Below are 22,195 nucleotides of genomic sequence, written 5' to 3'. Positions count from 1 at the left end.
TACAATTATGGAAACCATAATTACACATAAAAAAGAGAAGAACCTTGGTGAGTTCTTCTCTTTTTGTTTATTAAATTGTAATATAATTACAGTATGTGAAATTATACTGTTTTAACTTTAAAAGCGAAGTGAAAACAACCTTCACTTCGCTTTTAAAGTTATTTAATCGGTTTCTCTGTTTTTAAAACTAATGAACTTAACGCAGGAACTTTAATTTTATTATCACGGACAACGTAAAGTGTTTTACTACCTGACTGTTTACCGTCTACTAACACTTTCCAAGGACCTTTCGATGGAAGCGCGATTTCAACGGATTCCCTATTTGCATTATGAGCCACCATAAAGTATTCGTTTTTATTTCCATTGCCCTTTCCATCTATTGAATAAGCCACAACACTTTTTGGAGCATCAATAAAAGATACTTGTTTTTTAGTTTGTTCTGCAGATGTCATTCTAAAGGCTGCGTACTTTTTGCGTAATTCTATTAAGCCCTTCATATAATCTACTTCATTATTAAACGATGCACGGCGCAACCAGTCCATCTGGTTAATTGAATCTGGAGATTTGTAACTGTTATGATCACCATATTTCGTACGCATAAACTCTTGTCCTGCATGTAAGAATGGAATGCCTTGTGATGTTAATAAAATCGAAGAAGACAATTTGTGCATTTGTTTTCGCACTTCTTCACTGTCACCTGGATTAGTCAACTCAAGTTTATCCCATAATGTATGATTATCATGTGCTTCCACATAAGTTAATACCTGTTCCGGATCTTGATAAGTAGACGAATTTGTATCGTAGTCAATACCTGCCGTAATCCCTTTTTTAATACGGTCTTCCATGTTTTCCTTTCCATTTACAAATCCATTTTCTTTCTCTTCAAATACACTACCTTTCAATCCATCACGTATATTATCGTTAAAATGTGCAATCCCTTTCATTTTCTCTGCATTTTTTTGATTTGCTTTCAACTCAGCTTCAAGAGGTGTATTTAAATCCCAGCCTTCTCCATGCAATATAATAGAAGGGTCAATTTGATTAACAGCTTTACGTATTTCATTCATCGTTTCATAATCATGAATACCCATTAAATCAAAACGGAATCCGTCTAAATTGTATTCTTTTGCCCAATATGCTACAGAATCGACCATAAATTTCCTCATCATTTTTCGTTCTGAAGCAGTATCATTTCCTACACCGGTTCCATTTGCAAATGTTCCGTCTTCATTGTAACGATAATAATAACCGGGAACTAACTTATGAAAATTAGATTCAGTAGCACTATACATATGGTTATAAACTACATCCATAACAACACGAAGATTATTTTCATGCAGTGTTTGAATCATTTGCTTTAATTCAGTTATTCGAACAGTTGGCGCATATGGATTTGTAGAATAGGATCCCTCTGGAACATTGAAATTTTTCGGGTCATATCCCCAGTTATATTGTGGTTCGTTTAAATTCTCTTCATTTACTGAAGCATAATCAAATATCGGTAAAAGCTGAACGTGTGTAACACCAAGATCTTTCATATGATCAAGTCCCGTTTTCAAACCTTCAGGCCCTCTTGTTCCTTTTTCTGCTACACCTAAATATTTCCCTTTCTGTTTAATGCCACTTTCGGGCTGGATAGAAAGATCACGTACATGCAATTCATAAATAATAGCATCTTCCGGATTTTTAAATTTTGGCTTTTTGTTTGCTTTCCATTTTTTCGGATTTGTTTCTTCCAAATCAACAACCGCACCTTTATCTCCATTTACAGAAGCAGCACGCACATACGGATCAACGGCTTCAGTCCACTTATCACCAATTTTCACCTTATACGTATAAAAGAGACCTTTTTGGTTCCCTTTAAGTTCTGCTTTCCAAGTGCCCTTTTCACCTTGTTGCATGTTTATTTCAGTACCTATTTTATCGTTCCATTTTTTATATGTAACTAACTTCGTTTCACTTGCAGTAGGAGCCCATACACGGAACTTTGTATGTTGTGGTGTATATACATTACCTAAATCGTTACCACCATAATAAAATAAATTATCAAACTCCTCACTACGAATGACTTTACCAATTTCAGTATTCGTAGTTGCTAAGTTTTCAATTTTAACTTTGTATGTCTGTTTTAAATCAATTTTCTGCTCCGTAATTATTTTAACCTTATTAGTAACATTTCCACTGTTTATATCGAAAGGACTAATATTCTTAATTTTAATGCCTTCAATTTCAATCTTCCGTTCCTTAATATTAAACGGGACATTAGTCGTTACAGTAATTTCATTGAAACTATCAATAGTTGCTTTTTGAATTGATAGATCCGAAGAAGGCTTAGAATTATATACTTTTTCATCACCCGAAAGAATCCATACTTCAGCACGACCGTCCTTTATATTTTCAATCCAACGATCGCCACCATCTTTTTCCCACTCATTTGTACGAATGATAAATCCTACACGATTATAGTCACCATCTATATTCATCTTAGCGTACTTTCCAAATTCATCTTCACCAGTAAATTCATATGATTTACCATTTGCGTTTTCTCCCCAAATCCAAAGGTTCCAGTCTTTTGTATTTCCAGACTGCTCTTTGTAATGAATGATAACTTCAGTTGTTTTCGAATTTGAAACTGCCTTCACATTCTGAAAAGAAAAAACAGATGATAACATAACGATTATGGCAAGTAATAAAAATGATTTGTTAATTAATCTTTTTTTCATTTGCACCACATACACCCTTTCTTTAAATAGTACGAGCGATTTATTATGCTCGTACTAAATTACACTGCTTAAATTAATGTAGAAATCTCTTTTACTTCACCCCCATATTGACTATTTTCACGTATGTATTTCAATGATCTTTTAATACGAAAACGTTTGCATTAATGCTTAAAAAAATAGATTTGTTTTTGCCTTCATATATTTGTAAATACTAAAAGATCAGGGAAATCATTTTAAAGCAATCGTTTGTTATCGCTTTCATTTTATAGCACTTTCTATTAAGAGGTCAATATATTATTAATTTTCTGTTTTTATATACTTTTAACCTTATATATTTTTCGCAACTTATTGAAGATAGACAGCCTGATTATTGCTTAGTAAGTTTATTTTCACTAATGCATTGCTGTGTAAAAAAACAGCTAATATCCTTAAAATGACATTAGCTGTTTTTCATAATGTATTAATATATGAATGAAAACTATATTTCTAACTTACTTAATTTTTGCTGCATCAAATGCCTTTTGCACTGCTTGAAATTCAGCTGTACTCACTCCATATTTATTAGTTGCCACTCGAATACACGCTGATTTCAATTCTTTGAAATTAGAAGTCATGTTTAACTCATCTGTATTTGCATAATAGAAAATATCAAACATTTTATCTTCACCAATTCCTTTAACAGTTACTCCGTTATGAGTTCCGCCTTTTGCAATGAGATACGCAACTTTATTAATAATGCTTGAATTAAAATGAACGCCGCCTTGATCCCATCCATTAAAATCGTTAAATTCACTGTAATCATCTGGATAAGGTACTCCAAGTGAAGATGGAACAGAAGCTGGGTTTTCCATATCACGAAAAACAGATCCAGTTTGTTCTCCCATTGTCCAGTTAAAACTTCCATTATTTACATATTTCTCAATAGATGTTCCCATAATATCAGATAGCGCTTCATTAATCGCACCAGATTCACCGTAATATTCAAGATTAGATTCGCTAGAAGTAACCGCATGTGTAAATTCATGTCCAGCTACATCATATGCCTTAACGATAGGATCACCATATACAAGCATACTTCCATTATTAGCACTTAATGCATTCTGCCAATTTTTCGGATCGTTCGTATCTTCAGAATCCCAAGCATGTACAACTGAAACTACCTTTTGTCCCTTATTATCAAAACTATTTCGCTTATATTTATCTTTATAAAAATCATATACCTTTGTCGCTAAGTAATGAGCACTTACTGCTTTTGAATCGTTAAATGTTGTCGAAGTACTAGTTGCTAATGTACCAGGATAATAGCTTTCTTCTTTAGCAATATCTTTGTAATTCACATCATAAGTTTCAATTCCTTGCCCTCTTGTATAATCAGCAAGTGCATATTTACCATTACTTTGTTTAGAAATACCAAATGAACGGGAAATACCTAAGTCATCTTTTCCTGTTCCAGTTAATGATGTAAGACTGCTTTTTTTACTTTCCTTTAAGGCTCCAACTAGTTTTTCACTTGCTTTTAAGTTAGATTCTTGTACCATATTTTTTAACATATCTCCATTTTGGGCATTTACTAAATAAGTTCCAGAAACATAGTTTGGTGTTGCCGCTTCAAATGTAACTTGATATGCATTTGAAGCTTGTCCATTATTTTCATGAACAAAAATAACTTCCTTAACTTCTGGTTCAGAAATAAACTTGATATCGTTCCCGTACTTCGTATAAATATATTGTTTTGCTTCTTCTTTTGATAGCTTAATAGGCTTTTTCAAATCTTCTTGTTTTAAATTTTGTGCGCTATCACCTGAAACACTTTTAATAACACCCTTATTATCTACGTGTGCAGTTAATTGATGGCCATATACTTCTTTTCCTTCATATGTTTGCTGTATACGCACAAGTGTAGTCCCATCATACGAATCACGTTTTTGAAGAACTTTATAATCTACTCCTGTTTCTCCATTGACTTGTTTTTGGGACAGAGCTTGTTCAGTTTCCTCCTTAAGTGCATCCTTTACTACATTTTCTGGTGCCTTTTGTGACGGTTGTGTAAGTTCACCCGAACGGAACGATTCCTCCTGAATTTGAACTTGTAATTGATCTGTTTCCTCTGCATGACCTATTCCATATGGTGCCACAGCTGTTAAAGCTAATCCTGTTGTTAATGCTACCTTAGTTAATGTTTTTGTATTTTTCATTTTTTCACCTCGTATAATTTTTGAAATAAAAAGCTTGTACAAAGTATACTTACAATTACTGTCTAAAAAAAGAGAAAATACACAATTTATGTAACATTATGCAAAATTACATGCTGTAAGGACGATGATATAAATAAAGAACAACTCATATAAGTGCATTAATTTCAATAAAAAAAGAGCCCCCTAAGGTGCTCTTTAACTTCCCTTCTATATCTTCCGCAATATTATTCATGCAAAATTCCAGATTATCTCTATTATCATCTACATCATACTCACTATTTGTTATCCACTCTCCATATATGTATTGATATGCTATTTTCAAATTATTTGGCTTATCATAAAAATGGTATAGAGCGTATAAACCTCCATCCAATCTTTTGAATTGCACATCATGATGTTTTTCTTTATCAAAGTTTTTCGGAATGGTAACGCAGGCGTCATGCCGAAAATTATGCCTTTCAACTATTTCGGGATTATCTAGTGAAATTCCGATAAATGATTGCTCTGGTGTATAAAGTTTATTTTCATTTGACCAGTTCAGTAACTTCCAATCCGTCTAATAAATGCCACTTCGAATGATGGTAAATTTTTTATAACAACTTTCATTTACATTAGCCCCTTTATAAATTTACACTCAATTTATTTACCCTGCATTTACAAATATTTCTTCAAAAATAAAACAAATTCTCTAATTGTATAAATCTTAATTGAAATATGATAGTTTACTACTACCACTAAAGTTGTATATACTTTCATACTTTCATCTGATTTTATATTCTACTTAAATCGCTATATTAATAATAAGAATACACAAATATGAAGGAGGATTTTAATTGATTAAAGGACTATGCGAAGCACACTTACCAGTTAGTAATTTACAAAATTCTATTGATTTTTATCGAAAATTAGGACTGAAATTAGCATGGAGTGATGAAACGACCGCATTCTTTTGGATTGAGGAAGGGAAAAGTTGGCTTGGGTTATGGGAAGGCTCTGAATATGAAACAAAGTATCATCCTTCTTTACGACATATTGCATTTCGAGTATCATACGAGGATTTAAAAGAATCCTTAATATGGTTAGATTCACTTCACATTAAAGCTGTTCCATTTGGAATGAATGAATCTATTGAACCATTTGTTCGTCCACATCAAGGTAATGCATCTGTTTATTTTTATGATCCTGATGGTAATAGCTTAGAACTAATGTGTCATATCGTTGTGCCTAATGAATTAAAACATATAACCGATAAATTATCCTTTAAAGATTGGGAGAAACTATTAGCTGCCACATTTAAATGAGTAAATACTAGCTATAAACTATAATCATTCATTCATCTTTATTTTATAACATGTATATTAAAGCCAAATAATAATGAAGTGCACCTCAATTGTTAATTTTCTCTAACGGTTGGGGTGCACTTCATTACTTAATCATTATTTTTTGGTCTGTCCTTAATTAATAACCTGTCCAATCAATTTAACGTTAAAAAAATGTAAAAAGTCACTCTTTTCGTCTATTTCACATGCATATGTATGTACATTTCTTTATTTATTAGTTATATTATGGGTATTGAAGGAATACGAAGATAATCTATCGCTTATAAAACTCATGTATTTATATATCCGTGAAAACTACAAAATGTATGAAATTCCATTTGTCAAATGAATTTAATGCGGAAGGAGGTTTGTGGTTTATTCATCGGGATATAATAATCGGTTTTATTGAACTGATAAAAATACAGGAGGCGACATGATGTTTCGTACGATTTCAAACTTTATGAGAGTAGCTGAGATAAGAAACAAAATTCTTTTTACACTAGCGATGTTAATTGTTTTTCGAATTGGCACGTTTATTCCAGTTCCTCATACTAACGCAGAGGTATTAAAAGTACAAGATCAAGCCAACGTTTTAGGCATGCTGAACGTATTTGGCGGAGGAGCACTGCAACACTTCTCAATCTTTGCTGTAGGTATCACACCATATATTACAGCTTCTATCATTGTGCAATTACTACAAATGGACGTTGTACCTAAATTTACAGAATGGGCAAAGCAAGGAGAAATGGGCCGCAAGAAATCAGCTCAATTTACTCGATACTTTACAATCATTCTCGCATTCATACAAGCCATTGGGATGTCTTATGGCTTTAATAATATAGCAGGCGGACAATTAATAACAGATCCAAGCTGGACTACATACTTATTTATTGCGACAGTATTAACTGCTGGTACTGCATTTTTACTTTGGTTAGGTGAACAAATCACCGCTAATGGCGTTGGTAATGGAATCTCAATGATTATCTTCGCAGGACTTGTTGCAGCTATTCCAAATGTTGCAAATCAAATTTATTTACAACAATTCCAAAACGCAGGCGATCAATTATTTATGCACATTATAAAAATGGTCTTAATTGGACTTGTTATTTTAGCGATTGTTGTTGGTGTTATTTACATCCAACAAGCAGTTCGAAAAATACCGATTCAATATGCAAAAGCTATTTCAGGAAACAATCAATATCAAGGAGCAAAAAATACTCATTTACCTCTTAAAGTAAATAGTGCAGGTGTAATTCCTGTTATCTTTGCTTCTGCCTTTTTAATGACGCCGCGTACAATTGCGCAGCTCTTCCCTGATTCAAGCGTATCTAAATGGATAATTGCGAATCTTGATTTTGCACATCCATTTGGAATGACACTTTATGTGGGTCTTATCGTTGCTTTCACATATTTCTATGCATTCATTCAAGTGAACCCTGAACAAATGGCTGAGAATTTGAAAAAGCAAAATGGATACGTACCTGGTATTCGTCCAGGTAAATCTACAGAACAGTATGTAACAAAGATTTTATATCGCTTAACATTTATCGGTGCCATTTTTTTAGGCGCAATTTCAATATTACCGCTCGTATTCACGAAAATCGCAACATTACCACCTTCTGCCCAAATCGGTGGCACAAGCTTACTTATCATCGTAGGTGTAGCATTAGAAACGATGAAGACACTCGAAAGTCAGCTTGTGAAGCGTCATTATAAAGGATTTATTAAAAAAGCAAATTAGTTACGAAAACACACTAGTAGTCCCAATAGCGACCTAGTGTGTTTTTATTATAAAAACTTATTATTATGGAGGTTTTGTCTTATGAGTCAAAGAATTGCCTACTATGATATTTCGCCTGATGGTATGAAAATTATGATGGATATGGAGAAATACACGAAGAAATCCTCAATTAATCGTGCTGTTAGAGAGCTTATAAAAATTAGAGTCTCTCAAATTAATGGTTGTGCTTATTGTATCGATATGCATACTTCTGACGCCCGAAAATTAGGTGAAACCGAGCAAAGAATTTATTGTTTAAATGCTTGGGATGATTGTGATTTTTATACTCCTGAAGAAAAAGTTGCTCTGGAACTATCGGAGCATATTACTCTCATTCCTACTAAAAGAGTTCCTGAAAATCTATACAACCGAGTACGTGAATACTTTGACGAAAAACAATATGTTGATCTTGTGTTAATCATTAATCAAATAAACAGTTGGAATCGAATTTCTATTTCGATGGGCAATACCGTAATAAAAAAATAGCATGCATCCACCAAACAATATGCGATTGATTTAGTTAAGTGTAAAATTAAATACACCCTATATAAAAACACAGTTGGTTATTTCCCCAACTGTGTTTTTGATTTTACTATCTCTAATGTGTTAATCATTTTCTTCTAAAGTTTGAATACGTTTTCCGCTGTTTTCCACATCATTAAACTTTAACTACATCTCTTTTTTTAATAACCTTCCTTGCTTGAAATAAACTCCAAGTGTAGTACGATTTGCTAAAAATACACCGATTAATATCAAACAAGCTCCAATACCCGTTGCTGGATTTAATGGTTCACCTAATACAAAATAACCTACAATAACAGCGATTAACGGAGATACATATAACCATGTCGATGGAAATACTGGATTTGTTTTTGATAAGAGCCAGTAATATAAACCGTGTCCACCGATAGATCCTATAAATATGAGATATAAAATTGGCCATTGTACATTCCAAGATGTTAATACAGCCAGATTTGGCTGTTCCATTACAACAGATACAATTAACAGCAAGATTCCCCCATAAAACATTTGAATACCATTAATGAGAAATGGTGATACATCCGATAAATCTGAAAGTATTTCTTTTGAACGAATAGAACCTATTCCATAAAACAACTCTCCTACTAATATAACTAGGCAAGCGATGCTCCATATGAATGTGAGTTCTTGATGCATTCTAGGTAAAGCAATACAAAAAACACCAAGGAGTGCTATAACTAAAGCGACAAGTTGTTCTTTTTGCAATTTTGTTTTATTTCTCTTTGATTGCAATAGCAATATCATCATTGGGCCCGTAGCAGATAGCACTGCTGCTAATCCAGAAGAAATATATTGTTCCGCCCAGTATAGTGTTGCGAACGTCATAAATGTTAAACAAAAACCAGCATATATAATACGTTTCGATAATAAGTAGGGCATAACATCCTTTCTCTTCAACTTAAAAATAGTAATGAGAATAAGACCTGCCAAAAAGAAACGAATTCCAGCTGAAAATAACGGCGGTGCCCCTGCTTCAATTCCGATTTTTATCGTTAAAAATGTTGTTCCAAAGATGATACATACCAAAATGTAATTAAAAATAACCATTGTGTTTCCTCCTTTTTACTCTTGAAATGAGTATAGAAGAAATGGTGTATAACAGTGTATCAACGTATATAACAGTTGAGCCAATATGTAGTTGATTAGCAGCAGGTTTTTCGTTTTAATTAAATTAAAACGAAAAATAGGTGAATTTATGAAGATTGTACTACGTAAAGAATCCAACATACCGTATTATCAACAAATATATATGCAAATTGTTGAGCGCATTCAAAGCGGGATGCTTTTTAATGGTGATTACCTCCCTTCTTTACGTTCTATGGCCGCTGATTTACAAATTAGTTTATTAACTGTCCGTAAAGCTTATAAACAGTTAGAAACGAAAGGTTATATACGCATCGAACAAGGAAAAGGTGCTTATATACACAAACAGGTACGGGGAAATTTCAAACAGACTCCGTATCAATGGCAACAAACGAAATCCATTAATGTTATGCGTTCTCAATATGTAATGAATCAACATCGTAAATATTATGATTTTTCACAAGCAATCTTGTATCCACGTTTATTACCAAATCCATTTCTATCCGATGAAATGCACAAATTACTTAATAAAGACCCGATGATACTAGCTACTTATGGACCTGTTCAAGGCGATAGTGAGCTCCGAAATGAAATAGCCAATTACTTAAAAGAACAACAACAATTAGTTACAGATCCATCTCAATTATTAATTACAAGTGGAGCCCAGCAAGGAATCGATTTAATCGCCCAAACATTATTAAAGCCTGGAGACATAGTGTTAGTAGAAAGTCCATGTTATGGAGCTGCACTTGATGTGTTTGTCAATAAAGGAGTTCAAATTATCCCTGTCAGTCTTGATAACAACGGAATTCGATCAGATTTAATTGATGATATTTGCCAAAGAAAGAATCCTGTTTTGTTATATGTGAATCCCACTTTTCAGAACCCGACAGGTACTGTGATGAGTAAAGAAAGAAGACTGGAACTTGTAGAACTAGCAGAGCTATATCAATTTTTCATTTTAGAGGATGATTCTTTCGGAGAGATATATTTTGAGGATTTTAAAATTCCTCCTCCAATAAAAAGCTTTGATACAAATGGTCATGTTATATATTTAAAAGGGTTTAGTAAAACGTTAGCACCAGGTCTTCGCATCGCGGCGCTTGCAGCTGAAGGTCCTATTTTTGAATGGTTATATGCCGTGAAAGCTTCGATGGATATAGGTAGTCCCTTATTGACACAAAAAGCACTACTTCCTTTTTTACGAGCGGAACGAATGAAAAATCATTTAGAAAAATTACGTACTGCTTTACAAATTAGACGCGATTTAACAATTGATATATTATCTCCATTAAAAGAATTAGAATTTGAAATACCTAATGGAGGATTTAACTTATGGGTTACACTCCCTCAGTCAATCGATCCTTTTACATTATTACAAAAAGCGAATGAGGTAGATGTTTCTTTTTTACCCGGCACAGCTTGTCTGTTAAGCCATGAAACTCAATATAATCATTTACGAATTAGTTATTCAATGTTAAATGAAAAAGATATGTTGATTGGATTAGAAAGATTACATGATACAATTGCCAAGTTTAAATCAATGATTTAAACTCCAAAACAACAACGAATTACTTCTTATTCATACAATAAAGAACCAACACATTTAAAATGTGTTGGTTCTTTATTTACTTACAAACTAATTTCTGCTGCTGTGAAAGTAATTGGGCCATTTACAAAAAGTTCTGCAGTTGGAGAGTTAGTGCGCACTGTTAAAATATATGATACTTCATCTTGTGAAGAGCCGATTTGATCAACGTGTTGTGCCACTACTTGTGTTACGTCATCATGAAATTCGGCATCAATTTCAATAATAGATTGATATATAAGCTTTCTATTGAAACCACTTACACGATAAATTGCCGTTATAAGGTCAATTGGTGTTAAACTATTATTATTTATGTGGAAAAGACCATTCAGCCATACTAAATCCCCAGCTTTAGCATGTTGTAAAGTTACTTCTGCAACTGTAGTTAATTCTTCAGACACCACAATACTATTACTTAGTGGTAAATTGATGATTGAAGAAGATGTATCATAAGCGAATCCTACTAGCTTACTTTTTTTCTTGTTACTATCACAATCAGTATTACATCCCTCATCTTTTTTGCTATCATTATAATACTTATATTTCCCTTTACAGCACTTGTGATTTTTCTCTTCATAGCTATCGCAATATTTGCAGTAATAATACAATGAAATCTCCCTTTCTAAATAAATGTAATAATATATACTATTACGTTGATTTAGGAAAGATTGGACAAACTAAAAATTTTATGTATATCATTACATAAAAAGAGCGCTTGTTTCCGCAAGCACTCTTTTTGGGGATTTTGAGGTTCTCTATTAACGAAAATTCACGTTAAAATAGTTAATTGGATATTAATAGTATATGCTTGTCCTTTTTATTTGTGCATCTCTTAATACAAATTAGTTTTAATACACCAATAGAATGAATCGCAATAATTTTCATATGTACTCTATTTTTATTAAGTATCTTCACATTCTTTTCAATAAAAATCTTCTGTCGTTATTTAGTTTATCAAAACATATAATACTCGTATTTAAATTGGGAACCAACTGAGTCTCTTCAGTTAGACCACTAATTTTTTATGTATATTATTGTAACTTATATTTGCTTCACATGTATAAGGGATATAACAATGATTTTATTGGTCAAGTATACAAACAATATAACATTCACGTAATAGAATATACTATATTAGATGAAAGGAGATAGCGATATTTGGAATTAAAAAAATTTATTGATCCCCTTCCGATTTCCTCTGCAATAAAACCAACAGGAACATATAAAGGTAAGCCATTTTATGATGTACGTATGATTGAAACGCTACACAAGTTTCATAGTGATTTACCTAAGACGAACGTATGGGGCTATAATGGAATGGTACCAGGTCCAACGTTTGAGGTTAAAAAAGATCATCCTGTATATGTGAGATGGTCAAACGATTTACCTAAAAAACACTTCTTACCTGTTGATACAACCGTTCACGGGATCCATGATAACCCAGAAGTACGAACTGTTGTACATTTACATGGAAGCCCAAGTGAACCAGATAGCGATGGTCATCCTGAAGCATGGTTTACGAAAAACTTTCAACAAACAGGACCTAGTTTCGTAAAAGAGATTTATCATTATACGAATCGAGAACGAGCAACGGCCCTTTGGTATCATGACCATGCACTTGGGATTACTCGTTTAAATGTATATGCGGGTCTTGCAGGACTTTACTTGATTCGTGATAAAGAAGAAAAATCACTACCTCTTCCTAAGGGGAAATATGAAATACCGCTTATCGTTCAAGATAAATCCTTTAATCCAGACGGTTCCCTATTTTATCCTGCTCAACCAGAAGACCCATCCCCAGATTTACCATACCCTTCTATCGTGCCTCTATTTTTAGGAAATACAATTACAGTTAACGGGAAAGTATGGCCATTTTTAAAAGTGGAGCCCCGCAAATATAGATTTCGTTTATTAAACGCTTCCAATACTCGCACATACAAGTTCCAATTAGGTGACCTTAGTTCATTCTTTTTAATAGGAACTGATGGAGGCCTTCTTAAACGGCCGATTAAAGTACAAAGTTTAGATGTCTCACCAGCTGAACGTATTGATATTATTATTGATTTTTCAAGATTTGAAGGAAAAAAAGTAGTATTACAAAATGGAATTGACTTAGATAATCCAACTGGTGAAATAATGGAGTTCCAAGTAACGAAACCATTATCCTGCCCAGATAAAAGTAAAATCCCATGCAAATTAAGTAACATTAACTTTATTCCATTAGAAAAAGTAAAGAAAGTAAGACGATTAACATTAAATGACTCAGAAGATGAATTTGGGCGTCTTATGCTTTTATTAGATGATAAAGAATGGGACGATCCAGTGACAGAAACACCTTTACTTAATTCTGTTGAAATATGGGAGTTAGTAAATTTGACCGTTGGTATTCATCCTATTCATATACATCTAGTTAATTTTCGAGTTCTTGATCGTCATGACTTGAATGGGAACTTATTAGCACCTCTCCCAGCTGATTTCGGTTTAAAAGATACCGTTCTAGTAGCAGGTGAACAAACCGTCCGAATCATAATGAAGTTTGAGCCCTATTCTGGAGATTATGTATGGCATTGTCATCGTTTAGAGCATGAAGACCATGACATGATGAGACCGTTAAAAATCATACCTTCCAATCTTAATGGACACAAATTAAATTGATAGATACGTGAGACAAATTACCGCTAACACTAACGTCCCTTCAGTAATCCTGAAGGGGCTTTTACATGTTTGTAAAAAGTGCCTTTATGTACAGGAAACGCTTTTCAGTCTAAAACTATTTTTTAAGATTGTATTGCTCTAGAAACTTCTCTAGCATTTCCAAAGTAACTGGTTGTGCCTTAGTAGTTAGTTGATACCCAATCCGTCCGTTCGTTCCTACGATTGCTTGTTGTAAATTATTGATTTCATGTATACCTTTTTCTCTCAGATGCATAAATAATTGTTGTAAATCATCGACTATACGTACCGCCATAGACTCCATCACCCTCCTATACAAAATAAAAACTATACTTTAAGGATATTATTAATTTGGTAATTATCCCCTATTCATTTAATAGAATTTAAATAATATTTCATGCGATATATGTGTAGAGATAATAAGGTTTTTTAATTTTGTTCTTAGAAAAATAATAATTGCTTTTCACACCATTTTCAAAATGCTTTAATTCAATCACGATATCAATAATAGGTTTTGGTGTAAATGACTCTTGCAAGGAATCTCCTAATCTTGGACTTACTGATTTGGAAAAATAATATTATTATGTCCGTCTCAATTACCATTATTTTGGAGAATGATGTGCTATTATATATTCGTAATCAATGAAATAATAAGAAAGAAGGGGTTGTTGTGGAAACAAAGATTATAGAAACAGAGAAGAAAATTGATTCAAAATCTCTTTTAGCTTTTGGATTATTAATTATTTCCGGGATTGTATATCAACTTTTCGCAGTTTTAGGGGGAAATATACCTGAAGTATTGGGAATGATTCTTGAAACTTTATGGAATGTTGTATTATGTGCAATTATTGGATACTATTTTTTAGGGAAAATATCGTTAGAGCAATTTAAACATTTTAATTTTAAGACATTACTTTGGGGTGTGCCTTTAACAATTATCGTAGGTACGGCTTCCAGCTTAATATTCAGTTACATTTTTGAACCAGCAACTAAAAATTCCGTTGCTGAAGTAATAAGTATTTCTATGATTTTATTCCGTGTGCCCTTTATGTTAATGGGTGAAGAGTTGATTTGCACTAATATAATTATCGCATTACAAAAATTAGGATTAAAATTTGGCACGGCATCATTAATATGTAGTGTGTTGTTCGCTTTGTGGCATATTCCAGCTTATGGTTTTGTGCCAATGCAGTTATTAATAACTATAATCCCAGTTAGATTAGCACTAAATTATATATGGAAAAATTCAAAAAGTATTTGGGTAAGTTGGATTTGTCACTTTATTTTTGACTGTATTTCATTTGTACCAATGCTTTTTAAGTAACTATTTTATTTTTAAAAGGACTTTATTATTTGCGTACTGTATAAAGAACAAGAGCACTCAGCTATGGAGTGCTCTAAAAATATTAATTTTGATTTAAAACATTTTCTTCAAAATATTTTCCCCAGTCTGGTCGCCTTCCATCCATATCTGTAAATCCATACTCTCTTCCTAATTCCCATGAACTTAGCGCTCGGCCAGTTTTTTCATGAATATTTGGATCGCTTGCTATAGCTGCAATCGCTCGGCCAACAAAGAAAGGCGTTTCAGATGCGATAAAATGAGGATCTTGTTTTGCTCCGTCTCGCCAATTCTCCTCTGTTACACCAAATATATCTAACATCGCTTCTGAACGAAGGAATCCCGGACTAACTGCGACAGCTGTAATATTGTGTTGTTCTAAATCTTTCGCCATTGCTTCTGCTAAATGAATAGTTGAAATTTTTGCTAAACTATAGTATAAATTGCCTCGGTATTGATAGTCGACACCATCTGTAATTTCAATTACAAGTCCCTTTTTATTATTTACCATTAAGGGTACACCGTAATGACTTGTCATTATATGAGAATGTACAGCTCTTTGTTGCATAAGTAGTCCGTTATGTAGGTTGTGTTCCCAGAAAGGTTTCTCCCATTCTGTTAAAGGATCGCCGCCCCAAACATCGTTTACTAAAATATCAAGCTGTCCATTTTGTTCTTCCTGAATCCTTGTAAATAATGCTTTAATATCTTCTTCTATTGTATGGTCAACACGGACTGCGATTCCGATTCCACCTTGCTTTGTAACAAGCTCTGCAGTCTCTTCAATCGTTTCAGTTCTCCCCATACAGGATAAATTCCCTTTTGTACTTCTTCCTGTTACATATACAGTTGCTCCGGCTTCTCCAAGCATCATCGTAATACCTCTTCCAGCACCTCTTGTTGCCCCTGCTACAACTGTTACTTTACCTTGTAATGGTTTCATGTGATTCTCCTTAGTTGTTATGATCAAGTTTAATTCTTTATAAGAATTATGGGTAGTTAGAGTAATACATTTTAAAGTAAATTTAACCACAAACTCAACTTGCAGTTATTTATCTTGATTCACCAGTTCATTTGAGGGTGATTTGTTTAGGAATCTTCACAGTTACCTTTCTTGGTTATCATAATATGTTTTATCTGCGTATTTTTTATCCTTTCCTTTTAGATACGCTAAGATTACTTTTGGATTTTTAAGTAAAGCCCAGTCTCCATATTTATCAAATCTTCTGCATGAAGTTATCATTCCATTTTTAATTGTACCGAATTTCTTATTATTTTGCTTTCCCCATTCTTTTAATCGTTTAGCGAAATCTGCATCTTCAGCCATAAGCATGTTTTCATTAAATCCATTGATTGCCATAAAGTCTTTTCTATAGCACCAAAAAACCCCTACAGATATAGCTCCATACTTAAAAAGTAAGGGGATTATTATTAACATTGCGGAAACGAATATTCCTAAAGACATCCTTTCAAACTTCCCAGTTACCCCACCACCAATGTATTTACCTGAAGCTAAATATTTGTCTACATTAGACAACATAAACTCTGTCATTTTGGTATCAGCATCTATAGTAATGATTATTTCTCCACTAGCTATTTCGGCCCCTGCATTTCGGATTTTGGATAAGTTTTTATCGTTATTTTTTAATGTAATACAGTTATAAGACTTTGCTATTTCTTCTGTGTTATCTGTGCAGCGATTTAAAACAACTATGACTTCAGTTTGATCTTTATATGCCTCTGATGCCTTTGCGATTGAATCTAAACATTTTTCAATGTACTTTTCTTCATTGTGTGCAGGGATAATAATAGAAAACTTCACATCTTTTTTAAAATTAACTCCTGAAGATTCGTTTGTTTCAGTCATAATATTCCCCCTAATTTTATAAAGTAAATATCTACTATATATATTAATAGTTATTAGGTTGTATTATATAAAACTGTTATTTAAAAACTTACTCTGGAGTATTTGTTATTATATATCTTGGAGTTACTTTACGTTTACGAACCTAAAACAAGCATAACCCCGTTCTGATTTTAAGAAGGGGTTAAAATAATATTAATTAAATTTGATTAGCATTGCACCCTATGCCTCGTTGTACAACAGCGAGGTTCACGCTTTTTTGTTCGAAATCAGCACATCTAAATAGTGCTGATTGTACATAATGCCTAATATGTTTCCGAAGGGATCAACTACGGAAGCGGTGATGAATCCCACGCCGCGCTCTGTGGGTGTCTCATACTCTTTCGCTCCCATAGACAGTAGCTTATTGAAAGTTGCTGTTACATCATCAACATGCCAGTACACTATAGCGCCAGCTGGGCCGGTCACTGAACCAGCTGGCGCATAACGGCTATCGATTAAACCTAGCTCGTGTTGGTAGTCGCCAATGCGAAATTCGGCATATCCAGGACGTTCAAAGTATGGTTCGCTTCCTAATAGGTCAGCGTACCATTTCTTCGCAGCTGCTAGATTATCTGTCCAAAAACTAACTGTGGTTAGCCCTCGTAATGTCTGTGTATCGCTCATAATCGATCTCCTCCATAATGTTGAGTAATACTTCCACATACTAAACGAAATAACACCTTCTGAATTACCTTTAATTCACATATAAATAACCCATTTTCTTATTCATATTCAAGAAAATGCCCTTTTAATGGCATATCATGAACGTAACTATTTTTTTGTAATTAAACAATAATATTGTGAATCAACAAGAGCAATATATACAAACAAGGCTATTCTATTCAAATTAAGCTCCCTCATAAGCATTATTCTCTTTTAAACTGAAAATCCACGCGGTTCACTCGTTCTATTTCCTCAATCACTTTGCCAATTCCTTCTTCAATCTTTTCTTCTTTTACATTAGATACATTTAACTTTAACAATCTCTCTTTATGAAAGTTACTTAAATAATTTTTATCAATTGAATCTATGCTTACTTGACTCTTGCTTAAATTTTTAATAAATGTGTCCGTGACTATATTTCTTTTCAACTGTAAACAAGTGTGTATCCCAATTGGTTCTACTGTTCTATAAGTAAACAAATGTGGGTTTTCATTTTGAACACTTTCTACTACTTCCGCTAGTTTTTTTGACCTATTGTAGTACGAAGCTTTAATTTTATGTTTATGCCGATCAAACATTCCGCTCTTTATGTAAATTTCTAAAGCAGCTTGCGAAATCATAGGACTATCGATATCTAATATCTTCTTATACTTATAAAAGGCATCTGCAATAGATTGCGGGATGACTGCAACACCGACTCGTAAACCTGGAAAGATAATCTTCGAATAACTTTTTAAATATATAACATGATTACTATTATCTTGGCTGTAAAACGGATCTACTTTTGAATTAGTTTCTAAGTCAGCTAAATAGTCGTCTTCCACTATAAATACATTATATTTCTTCGCAAGTTGAATAATCTTCTCTCTATCTTTTTTAGAATACGAAGTACCAAGTGGATGATGAAATCTCGGTATTGTATAAAAAAATTTAATTTTTTCTGTTCGGAATATCCTCTCTAGTTCATTTAAATCTATTCCTTCATGTGTACGCTTTATTCCGATTACAGGAATGTTATTTGTTTCTACATATTCAATATATAAATGGTAACTTGGTTGTTCAATTAGTATCGTGCTATGTCCATTTGGAAATGGTATAGAAGTTAATATAGCAAGCGCCTGCTGCACACCTGAAGTTATAAAAATATTTTCTTCTTTTGTGAAAACTTGATAGTTTGCCAGTTGTTTTTGAATGACTGGAATTAATGATGGTAACCCTTTCGGTATTCCGTATACAAACAAATCATTTTTATATGTATCAATTGCCTTATTAATACAATGTTGAAAATCTAAGTATGGAAAAACATCTGGATCTGGTGCTGAGGAAGCAAAATCAATCATCTCGTTATTTTCTATGTAACTCCCAGATTTCTTAACAACGTAGTATCCACTTTGAGGTACAGAATAAATAATATGGCGCTTTTCTAATTCATGCAACGCTCGTATCACTGTGGCCTTATTACATTCATATTGCGTGACGAGTGACCGTATAGACGGTAATTTCTTTCCTTCTTTTATCTCTCCATTTTGAATCATACTTTCTAAATCGTTTAAAACATGTAAATACTTATACATCATTACCACCCCCATATTTAATTTGTACCGGTACAGTTTGCATTTGTTCACATTGTAGCACTAGATCAGAAAGATTACTATGTACGTATACTGGCCAGTAAGAAATCAACTACTATGAGGTGAAATTATGAAAAATACAACAAAAGCATATATATCAGCATTACTCTATTCATTTATTATTGGATTTTCATTTATGTTTGTGAAACTAGCACTAACCATTACGAGCCCTCTTGATACTCTTGCTCACCGTTTTACAGTTGCTTTCATAGCAGCAAGCATTCCGGTTATTTTCGGTTTTGTAAAGTTAAATATATCATTCAAAAACATACTTGCCCTTTTACCACTTGCAATATTTTATCCAGCACTATTTTTTGCTTTCCAAGCGTTTGGCTTAGTGTATACAAGTTCATCCGAAGCTGGAATTATACAAGCGGCGATTCCTATATTTACAATGATACTCGCTTCCTATTTTTTAAAAGAGTATACGAATACATGGCAAAAAATATCTGTACTCATTTCCGTCATCGGTGTCATTTATATATTTATCATGAATGGTATAGGGGCTCACAAAACTAACTTCATCGGTGTTATTCTCATTTTATTATCGGCATTATCATCTGCTTGCTACAATGTATTAGCTCGAAAAATGACAAAGAAATTCAAGCTAATTGATTTAACCTACACAATGACAGCACTCGGTTTTATTAGTTTTAATTTCATCGCAATCGCCAGTCATATAAACAAAGGCACAATAACTGTATACTTTAAGCCATTTACAAACGGAACATTTCTTATATCCATTTTATATTTAGGATTACTATCATCCTTACTAACAGCCTTATTATTAAACTATTCATTATCTTATGTTGAAGCAGCTAAAATAAGTGTTTTTAGCAACTTATCTACACTTATTACCATTATCGCAGGCCTTGTATTCTTACACGAGCAAATCGCCTACTATCATATTGTCGGTACACTTATGATTGTTTTTGGAGTAATAGGCACAAATTTTCTAGGCAAAAAAGGAATCATAGCGAAAAAGAAGAATATCTCCTTGAGTAAATAAAAAGTGAGGGGTAAATAATGCAGAACTCTAATACGATTGATATTCGTAATTTACATGAGCTTGAAAAAGAATTGTCTACTTTATTAAGTACGTCTATTTCTTCTGGAGAAGATTTAGAAAACTGGCTAAAAGCTCAGTCAAAATTAATATCTGAAATCGAAGAACAATTAAGATTACACTATATTGCTTTTCAATGTAATACAGATAACAAAGAAATAAAAGATACGTTTGAATATGATCAACAATATGTAAGGCCTCTTTTGAAACGTTATCAAAATTCATTTGATAATACATATTTAGAATCACCATTTCGAATGCTACTTGATCCAAAAACTTATAGCATACTAGATAAAAAAATAAAGAATGCACAAACATTATTTTGTGAAAAGAACATTGATTTAGAAGTAAAAGAAGACAAATTAGTAACCGAGTACTTCGAAATTACAGGCGGTTTGAATGCACCATGGAATGGCGAAGAAAAAACAATTACTGAACTACAATCTTACTTACAAGATCCGAATCGTGATATACGAAAAAAAGCAAAAACACTTATCTCTGAACGGTACTTATCCGTTGAAAAAGAACTACAAACCATTTTAAATGAATTAATTACAATCCGTCACCAAAAGGCAAAAAACATTCAATTAGATAATTATCGTGATTATATGTTCAAAAAATACGAACGTTTTGATTATACGGCTGAAGATTGCTATGAACTTGCAGAATCCATTCGTAAATACGTTGTGCCACTTATTGATAATATATTTAATGAGAAAAAAGCTGAACTTCAAGTAGATACACTTCGTCCATGGGATCTAAAAGCAGCCGCACCAAATCAAAAAGTATTAAAACCTATTAAAGACGAGAGTGATTTAATCGAAAAAAGTTCTCATATTTTACACAAACTAGACCCTGAATTTTCTTCATTATTGAGCCGTATGCATAAAAATGATTGCTTAGATTTAGAAAGTCGTAAAGGAAAAGCACCTGGAGGATTTTGCGAACACTTACCTGCTTCTCAATTATCTTTTATTTTTATGAATCTCAATCATACACATTATGATGTTACTACTTTCCTCCATGAAATGGGCCATAGTATTCATAATGAATGTATGAAGCAACTAGAGCTGCAAAAATATTTAGAAATCCCTTCAGAATCAGCTGAGCTAGCCAGCATGACAATGGAATTGTTTTCGATGGAGTATTGGGATACATTTTATGAGAATACAGAAGAATTTATAAAAGCAAAATTAGATTTCTTTAAAGATATTGTTAAGTATTTACCACAAATGCTTATCGTTGATCAATTCCAACATTGGATGTATGAAAATCCAAATCATACTGCTAAAGAAAGAAATGAAAAATATTTAGAATTACATAACACTTACCAATCGAATGTGGTAAATATTGAAGGTTATGAAAACTGGATAGCAACTGGCTGGTTACCTGTACTACACATATTCGAAATACCGTTCTATTATATCGAATATGCAATCGCGCAACTTGGTGCATTGCAAATGTATAAACAATATAAAGAGAATCCTAAACAAGCACTACAAAATTATAAAAAAGCATTATCTCTAGGTAGCTCTAAATCCTTAACAGAAGTATATGAAGCAGCTGGAATTCGTTTTGATTTTTCTAGTGAGACAATAAAAGAATTAATGGCATTTGTAGAAGAGGAATTGGAATTATTTGAACAAATATAAATAAAAAAATGCATCTGTCCTTATAGGTGCATTT

The 22,195-nt window shown here is 32.9% G+C and carries 17 protein-coding genes and 1 pseudogene; 8 read left to right on the top strand and 10 right to left on the bottom strand.

From position 1 onward, the window contains the following. Positions 1-158 precede the first annotated feature (158 nt). From pulA to QUF93_RS14755, 3 genes and pseudogenes are all read right to left on the bottom strand, one after another. Positions 159-2,729: a type I pullulanase gene (gene pulA, locus QUF93_RS14765; RefSeq protein WP_289375571.1), complete on the bottom strand. Its 2,571-nt coding sequence runs from the start codon at positions 2,727-2,729 to the stop codon at positions 159-161. Positions 2,730-3,214: 485 nt separating this feature from the next. Further along, positions 3,215-4,918, bottom strand: a complete 1,704-nt coding sequence (locus QUF93_RS14760) for a M4 family metallopeptidase (protein ID WP_289375569.1) — start codon at positions 4,916-4,918, stop codon at positions 3,215-3,217. Positions 4,919-5,063: 145 nt separating this feature from the next. Then, positions 5,064-5,524, bottom strand: a pseudogene (locus tag QUF93_RS14755) (AraC family transcriptional regulator). Positions 5,525-5,751: 227 nt separating this feature from the next. Here QUF93_RS14755 and QUF93_RS14750 point away from each other — a divergent pair. The 3 genes from QUF93_RS14750 (at position 5,752) to QUF93_RS14740 (ending at position 8,503) form a co-directional block, all read left to right on the top strand. Continuing rightward, positions 5,752-6,219, top strand: a complete 468-nt coding sequence (locus tag QUF93_RS14750) for a VOC family protein (protein WP_289375568.1) — start codon at positions 5,752-5,754, stop codon at positions 6,217-6,219. 454 nt (positions 6,220-6,673) lie between these two features. Beyond that, positions 6,674-7,978, top strand: a complete 1,305-nt coding sequence (secY, locus tag QUF93_RS14745) for a preprotein translocase subunit SecY (RefSeq protein ID WP_289375565.1) — start codon at positions 6,674-6,676, stop codon at positions 7,976-7,978. An 81-nt stretch (positions 7,979-8,059) separates the two neighbouring features. Then, positions 8,060-8,503 (top strand): carboxymuconolactone decarboxylase family protein, encoded by a 444-nt coding sequence (locus QUF93_RS14740; protein WP_002119650.1) that lies wholly within the window; start codon positions 8,060-8,062, stop codon positions 8,501-8,503. Positions 8,504-8,686: 183 nt separating this feature from the next. Here QUF93_RS14740 and QUF93_RS14735 read toward each other — a convergent pair whose 3' ends face one another. Continuing rightward, complete coding sequence (locus QUF93_RS14735; protein WP_289375564.1) at positions 8,687-9,604, bottom strand: DMT family transporter; 918 nt, start codon at positions 9,602-9,604, stop codon at positions 8,687-8,689. Between the two features lie 148 nt (positions 9,605-9,752). Between QUF93_RS14735 and pdxR the strand changes: the two genes are divergently transcribed. Next, on the top strand, positions 9,753-11,192 hold the full coding sequence (gene pdxR, locus QUF93_RS14730) for a MocR-like pyridoxine biosynthesis transcription factor PdxR (protein ID WP_289375563.1): 1,440 nt from the start codon (positions 9,753-9,755) through the stop codon (positions 11,190-11,192). An 80-nt stretch (positions 11,193-11,272) separates the two neighbouring features. Here pdxR and QUF93_RS14725 read toward each other — a convergent pair whose 3' ends face one another. Beyond that, positions 11,273-11,836, bottom strand: a complete 564-nt coding sequence (locus QUF93_RS14725) for a hypothetical protein (RefSeq protein ID WP_289375560.1) — start codon at positions 11,834-11,836, stop codon at positions 11,273-11,275. 550 nt (positions 11,837-12,386) lie between these two features. Between QUF93_RS14725 and QUF93_RS14720 the strand changes: the two genes are divergently transcribed. Further along, entirely contained in the window at positions 12,387-13,883 is a 1,497-nt protein-coding gene (locus QUF93_RS14720; protein WP_289375559.1) for a multicopper oxidase family protein, read from the top strand. 115 nt (positions 13,884-13,998) lie between these two features. On the opposite strand, the gene QUF93_RS14715 is transcribed toward QUF93_RS14720, so the two are convergent. Then, entirely contained in the window at positions 13,999-14,205 is a 207-nt protein-coding gene (locus tag QUF93_RS14715) for a YetF domain-containing protein (RefSeq protein WP_486877491.1), read from the bottom strand. A gap of 366 nt (positions 14,206-14,571) precedes the next feature. On the opposite strand from QUF93_RS14715, the gene QUF93_RS14710 reads away from it, so the two are divergent. Further along, complete coding sequence (locus QUF93_RS14710) at positions 14,572-15,225, top strand: CPBP family intramembrane glutamic endopeptidase (protein ID WP_289375558.1); 654 nt, start codon at positions 14,572-14,574, stop codon at positions 15,223-15,225. An 82-nt stretch (positions 15,226-15,307) separates the two neighbouring features. Here the strand turns inward: QUF93_RS14710 and QUF93_RS14705 are convergent, their stop codons facing one another. From QUF93_RS14705 to QUF93_RS14690, 4 genes are all read right to left on the bottom strand, one after another. Next, positions 15,308-16,186 (bottom strand): SDR family oxidoreductase, encoded by an 879-nt coding sequence (locus QUF93_RS14705; protein WP_289375557.1) that lies wholly within the window; start codon positions 16,184-16,186, stop codon positions 15,308-15,310. A gap of 162 nt (positions 16,187-16,348) precedes the next feature. Then, positions 16,349-17,110 carry a glycosyltransferase gene (locus tag QUF93_RS14700; protein ID WP_289375556.1) on the bottom strand — a complete coding sequence of 254 codons (762 nt, stop codon included), beginning with the start codon at positions 17,108-17,110 and terminating at the stop codon, positions 16,349-16,351. A gap of 246 nt (positions 17,111-17,356) precedes the next feature. Beyond that, complete coding sequence (locus QUF93_RS14695) at positions 17,357-17,773, bottom strand: VOC family protein (protein ID WP_289375554.1); 417 nt, start codon at positions 17,771-17,773, stop codon at positions 17,357-17,359. Positions 17,774-18,015: 242 nt separating this feature from the next. Further along, positions 18,016-19,386 (bottom strand): aminotransferase-like domain-containing protein, encoded by a 1,371-nt coding sequence (locus QUF93_RS14690; RefSeq protein WP_289375553.1) that lies wholly within the window; start codon positions 19,384-19,386, stop codon positions 18,016-18,018. Positions 19,387-19,513: 127 nt separating this feature from the next. Between QUF93_RS14690 and QUF93_RS14685 the strand changes: the two genes are divergently transcribed. Together QUF93_RS14685 and QUF93_RS14680 are read left to right on the top strand one after the other, a co-directional pair. Then, positions 19,514-20,452, top strand: a complete 939-nt coding sequence (locus QUF93_RS14685) for a DMT family transporter (RefSeq protein WP_289375552.1) — start codon at positions 19,514-19,516, stop codon at positions 20,450-20,452. 17 nt (positions 20,453-20,469) lie between these two features. Continuing rightward, complete coding sequence (locus tag QUF93_RS14680; protein ID WP_289375551.1) at positions 20,470-22,161, top strand: M3 family oligoendopeptidase; 1,692 nt, start codon at positions 20,470-20,472, stop codon at positions 22,159-22,161. The last annotated feature ends 34 nt before the right edge of the window (positions 22,162-22,195 follow it).

Source organism: Bacillus hominis (genome assembly GCF_030348325.1).
Classification (GTDB): domain Bacteria; phylum Bacillota; class Bacilli; order Bacillales; family Bacillaceae_G; genus Bacillus_A; species Bacillus_A hominis.
The sequence above is the reverse complement of the archived record's forward strand: the minus strand, read 5'-3'. Positions and strand labels throughout refer to the sequence as shown.

Coding starts and splice junctions, on each gene's coding strand:
- pdxR (WP_289375563.1), top strand. CDS start 9,753: ATGAAGATTGTACTACGTAAAGAATCCAACATACCGTATTATCAACAA.
- QUF93_RS14680 (WP_289375551.1), top strand. CDS start 20,470: ATGCAGAACTCTAATACGATTGATATTCGTAATTTACATGAGCTTGAA.
- secY (WP_289375565.1), top strand. CDS start 6,674: ATGTTTCGTACGATTTCAAACTTTATGAGAGTAGCTGAGATAAGAAAC.
- QUF93_RS14700 (WP_289375556.1), bottom strand. CDS start 17,110: ATGACTGAAACAAACGAATCTTCAGGAGTTAATTTTAAAAAAGATGTG.
- QUF93_RS14760 (WP_289375569.1), bottom strand. CDS start 4,918: ATGAAAAATACAAAAACATTAACTAAGGTAGCATTAACAACAGGATTA.
- QUF93_RS14690 (WP_289375553.1), bottom strand. CDS start 19,386: ATGTATAAGTATTTACATGTTTTAAACGATTTAGAAAGTATGATTCAA.
- QUF93_RS14685 (WP_289375552.1), top strand. CDS start 19,514: ATGAAAAATACAACAAAAGCATATATATCAGCATTACTCTATTCATTT.
- QUF93_RS14735 (WP_289375564.1), bottom strand. CDS start 9,604: ATGGTTATTTTTAATTACATTTTGGTATGTATCATCTTTGGAACAACA.
- QUF93_RS14705 (WP_289375557.1), bottom strand. CDS start 16,186: ATGAAACCATTACAAGGTAAAGTAACAGTTGTAGCAGGGGCAACAAGA.
- QUF93_RS14695 (WP_289375554.1), bottom strand. CDS start 17,773: ATGAGCGATACACAGACATTACGAGGGCTAACCACAGTTAGTTTTTGG.
- QUF93_RS14740 (WP_002119650.1), top strand. CDS start 8,060: ATGAGTCAAAGAATTGCCTACTATGATATTTCGCCTGATGGTATGAAA.
- QUF93_RS14715 (WP_486877491.1), bottom strand. CDS start 14,205: ATGGAGTCTATGGCGGTACGTATAGTCGATGATTTACAACAATTATTT.